We start from the raw sequence: 3615 nt of genomic DNA, 5'->3' as shown, positions 1-3615 counted from the left end.
GGCGCGCCGTCTGCCGCTCGCTCGTTGCCGCATAAAGGCTAGCGCTTCCGGCGCAACGCGTACCGGCCAACGCCACTTGTCACATCGAGCCGACGTCAACGGCGGCCGATCCCGTTCCAGCGGTCGCTTCGCGTGCGAAGCGCTCGGGCCCACTGGAGTACCCGTCCTACAGCTCCGGCGCGGGCAGCGCCCGCGACTGTGACCCTGGCAAAACGTGCAGCGTCGCGGGCCACCGCGGAGGCGGTGCCCCGAATGCGCCGTGGGCGTTCCCGATGATCTTCTTGGCCATCGCCCGGTTGCCCACGCCGCCGATCACCGCGCCGATGCCGACGGGGAGCATCTTCCCGAAGGCGATCGCCCCACGCTTCAGCGCGTACTTCTTGACGAAGAACTTGAGCAGTCGCCCGTTCAGCTGTGACACCGCGGGCAACGGGAGCGACGCCGCGCCGTCGGACAGCCACGCGCCGCCGGTCCGACCCGAACCGATGAGGTCTGCGACGGCGCGCTTGCCGTCGTCGCCGACCAGCACCGCGAGCACCAGCGCGCGGCGGCGCTCGCGGTGTTCAGCGGGAATGCCGTAGACCTCGGCGACGGCCAGGACGAACACCGCCGTCGCCTCGAGGAACACGACGGTTTCACCGGCGACGGCAGACATGGCCACCAGCGTGCCGATGCCGGGGAAGGCCGCAGCGGAGCCAACGGCCGCGCCGCTGGCCATCACGGCGGCAAGGTACTGCTTCTCCAGCTTCTCGACCATGTCGGCTGGCGTCGCGTCGGGGCTGTGCTCGCGGAGTCGCTCGACGTAGGCCTTGACGGCAGGAGCCTGCACGCGAGCGCCACGTTCGATGATCTGGGACAGCGCGCGCGCCGCAACGCTTGGGTCCTCGGCAGCCTCCTTGCCGGTGGCGGGCAGTTGGCTCTTGGCGCTGGAACGAGCGCTCATGTGGTGGGCCTCCAGGTCCGGACGGGCGAGCTCAGGTTATCCCTGACATACCCATCGTGATGCCTGCTCAACGAACCACGGTTCCTGTGCGTGCCCACGGGTGAGATCGGTCACCGTTCACCCTGGGAAGAAAAAATTGGTAACCGTTGCTAAACAAAGTCATGGCAGCATCTGGACACGTGGACCTCGAGAGTGCTGTACCCGCCCGGTCGCTGTCGGCCGACGGCACGCCGGTGCCGAGTCAGACCCGGATGATCGTCGTGCTGGGCCTGCTCGTCGCCTTGGGCCCGCTGACCATCGACATGTACCTGCCGGCGCTCCCGCGGATCGCCGAGGACTACTCGGTGTCGTCGTCGGTGGTGCAGCTGACCCTCACCGGGACCCTGGCGGGCCTGGCCATCGGTCAGCTGCTGATCGGTCCGCTCTCCGATTCGCTCGGTCGTCGCCGGCCGCTGATGGCGGGCATCGTGCTGCACATGCTCGCTTCGTTGCTGTGCCTCTTCGCGCCGAGCATCGTGGTGCTCGGCATCGCCAGGGGACTGCAGGGCGTCGGCGCGGCTGCCGCGGCGGTGGTCGCGATCGCGGTCGTCGGCGACCTGTTCGCGGGCAACACGGCCGCCACCGTCATGTCGAGGCTCATGCTGGTGCTCGGCGTGGCGCCGGTGGTGGCGCCGTCGCTCGGGGCGGCCGTGCTGCTGCGCTTCTCTTGGCACTGGGTGTTCGCCGTCCTGGTGGTGCTCGCGGGCCTGCTTCTTCTCCTCGCGGTGCTGGCCCTGCCCGAGACCCTGCCGGTGTCGCATCGACGGCCGCTGAAGGTGCGCGGCATCCTGGCCACCTACGGCGAGCTGCTGCGGGACAAGCGTTTCGTCATCCTCGTCCTGGTCGCAGCGTTGGGCATGTCGGGACTGTTCGCCTACGTCGCAGGCGCGTCGTTCGTGCTGCAGGGCCGCCATGGTCTCGACCAGCAGACCTTCGCGCTGGTCTTCGGAGCGGGAGCGATTGCACTCATCGCGGCGACGCAGTTCAACGTGGTGCTCCTGCGCCGGTTCACCCCGGGGATGATCACGGTGTGGGCGCTGGCGGCATCCGCGGTTGCGGGCGCGGTGTTCGTCGGGTTGGCCGCGGCGGGGGTCGGCGGACTGGCCGCCTTCGTGCTGCCCGTATGGGCCATCCTGGGGGCGATGGGCTTCGTCATCCCCAACGCACCCGCGGTGGCATTGTCCCGTCACCCCGATGCCGCAGGCACGGCGGCGGCGCTGCTCGGCGCCGGGCAGTTCGGTCTCGGAGCGGCCGTGGCTCCGCTGGTCGGCGTGCTCGGCAACGACGAGCTGGCGCTCGCTGTGGTCATGACGGTGGGCGCGGTGGTCGCGTTGGTGGCATTGCTCGCGGTGGGCGTCTCCGGCTCGGCCGACGACGAGGTTGGCGCACTGGCGGGCGCGGTACCCGACGCTGCGTGAACTGCACCGTTTGCCAGTGACACGCCTGGGCAGCCGACTTGTCGGGACACCGGCCAATCCGTAGCGTCGGCGCAATAGCCTCGCAACGCACGGTCGAGTAAATGCTGCAGACAATGAATCGTTCTCCGGTGCCCCGCGCCGCCATGCCACGGACCGCCTTGCTGCGCGTCCGGGCGGGCGAAGCGACCGGCTCCGGCGAGGCATCGCAATGACCTCGGCGGTGCCAATTCTGCGGCCTCGGACCGACAACCCGTGGAACGCACTGTGGGCCCTGCTCGTCGGCTTCTTCATGATCCTTCTCGACGCCACGATCGTCTCGGTCGCGAACCCGTCGATCATGGACGCGCTCAACGCGGACTACGACGCGGTCATCTGGGTGACCAGTGCGTACCTGTTGGCCTACGCGGTGCCACTGCTGCTGGCGGGCAGGCTGGGTGACCGGTTCGGGCCACGGAACCTGTACCTGGTCGGGCTGGCGGTCTTCACCGCGGCGTCGCTGTGGTGCGGACTTGCGGGCAGCATCGAGGTACTCGTCGCCGCCCGTGTCGTGCAGGGGATCGGCGCGGCGCTTCTGACACCACAGACGCTGTCGGTGATCACGCGGATCTTCCCGCCTGAGCGCCGTGGTGTGGCATTGAGCGTGTGGGGTGCCACGGCGGGTGTCGCCACTCTGGTCGGCCCGCTGGCGGGCGGCGTCCTGGTCGACGGACTGGGTTGGCAGTGGATCTTCATCGTCAACGTGCCCATCGGCGTCCTCGGCCTGGTGTTGGCCTTCGTCTTCGTCCCGTCGCTACCGACCGGGAAGCAGCATGGTTTCGACGCGATCGGCGTGGTGCTGTCCGGCGTCGGCATGTTCCTGGTGGTCTTCGCGCTGCAGGAGGGCCAGTCGCACGACTGGGCGCTCTGGATCTGGGCCATGGTGCTGGCCGGCGTCGTCGCGATGGCGGGCTTCGTCTACTGGCAGGCGGTCAACGCAGGCGAGCCGCTGATACCGCTGAAGATCTTCCGCGACAACGACTTCAGCTTGTCCAGCCTCGGAATCGCCGTGATCAGCTTCACCGTGACCGCGATGGTCCTTCCGGTGATGTTCTACGCGCAGGCGGTGTGCGGGCTGTCCCCGACCAGGGCGGCATTGCTGACGGCGCCGATGGCGATCGCGACGGGCGTGCTTGCGCCGTTCGTGGGCAAGCTCGTCGACCGCGCGCATCCGCGACC

3 protein-coding genes are annotated in these 3615 nt (G+C 69.0%); 2 read left to right on the top strand and 1 reads right to left on the bottom strand.

The annotated features are described in order from the left end of the window. Positions 1 to 166: 166 nt before the first annotated feature. Positions 167 to 943 (bottom strand): hypothetical protein, encoded by a 777-nt coding sequence (locus ACRDUX_RS35500; RefSeq protein WP_526421322.1) that lies wholly within the window; start codon positions 941 to 943, stop codon positions 167 to 169. A 161-nt stretch (positions 944 to 1104) separates the two neighbouring features. Between ACRDUX_RS35500 and ACRDUX_RS35495 the strand changes: the two genes are divergently transcribed. Both ACRDUX_RS35495 and ACRDUX_RS35490 read left to right on the top strand, forming a co-directional pair. Then, positions 1105 to 2400, top strand: a complete 1296-nt coding sequence (locus tag ACRDUX_RS35495) for a multidrug effflux MFS transporter (protein ID WP_526421320.1) — start codon at positions 1105 to 1107, stop codon at positions 2398 to 2400. 208 nt (positions 2401 to 2608) lie between these two features. Further along, positions 2609 to 3615, top strand: a 1007-nt coding sequence (locus ACRDUX_RS35490) for a DHA2 family efflux MFS transporter permease subunit (protein WP_526421318.1), incomplete at its 3' end; no start/stop codon positions are given.

The sequence above is a fragment of the Mycobacterium sp. genome (genome assembly GCF_050701675.1).
GTDB lineage: Bacteria > Actinomycetota > Actinomycetes > Mycobacteriales > Mycobacteriaceae > Mycobacterium.
The sequence above is the reverse complement of the archived record's forward strand: the minus strand, read 5'-3'. Positions and strand labels throughout refer to the sequence as shown.

What these genes read in the sequence shown, in the direction of transcription:
- ACRDUX_RS35495 (WP_526421320.1), top strand. Translation starts at nt 1,105, where the DNA reads ATGGCAGCATCTGGACACGTGGACCTCGAGAGTGCTGTACCCGCCCGG.
- ACRDUX_RS35500 (WP_526421322.1), bottom strand. Translation starts at nt 943, where the DNA reads ATGAGCGCTCGTTCCAGCGCCAAGAGCCAACTGCCCGCCACCGGCAAG.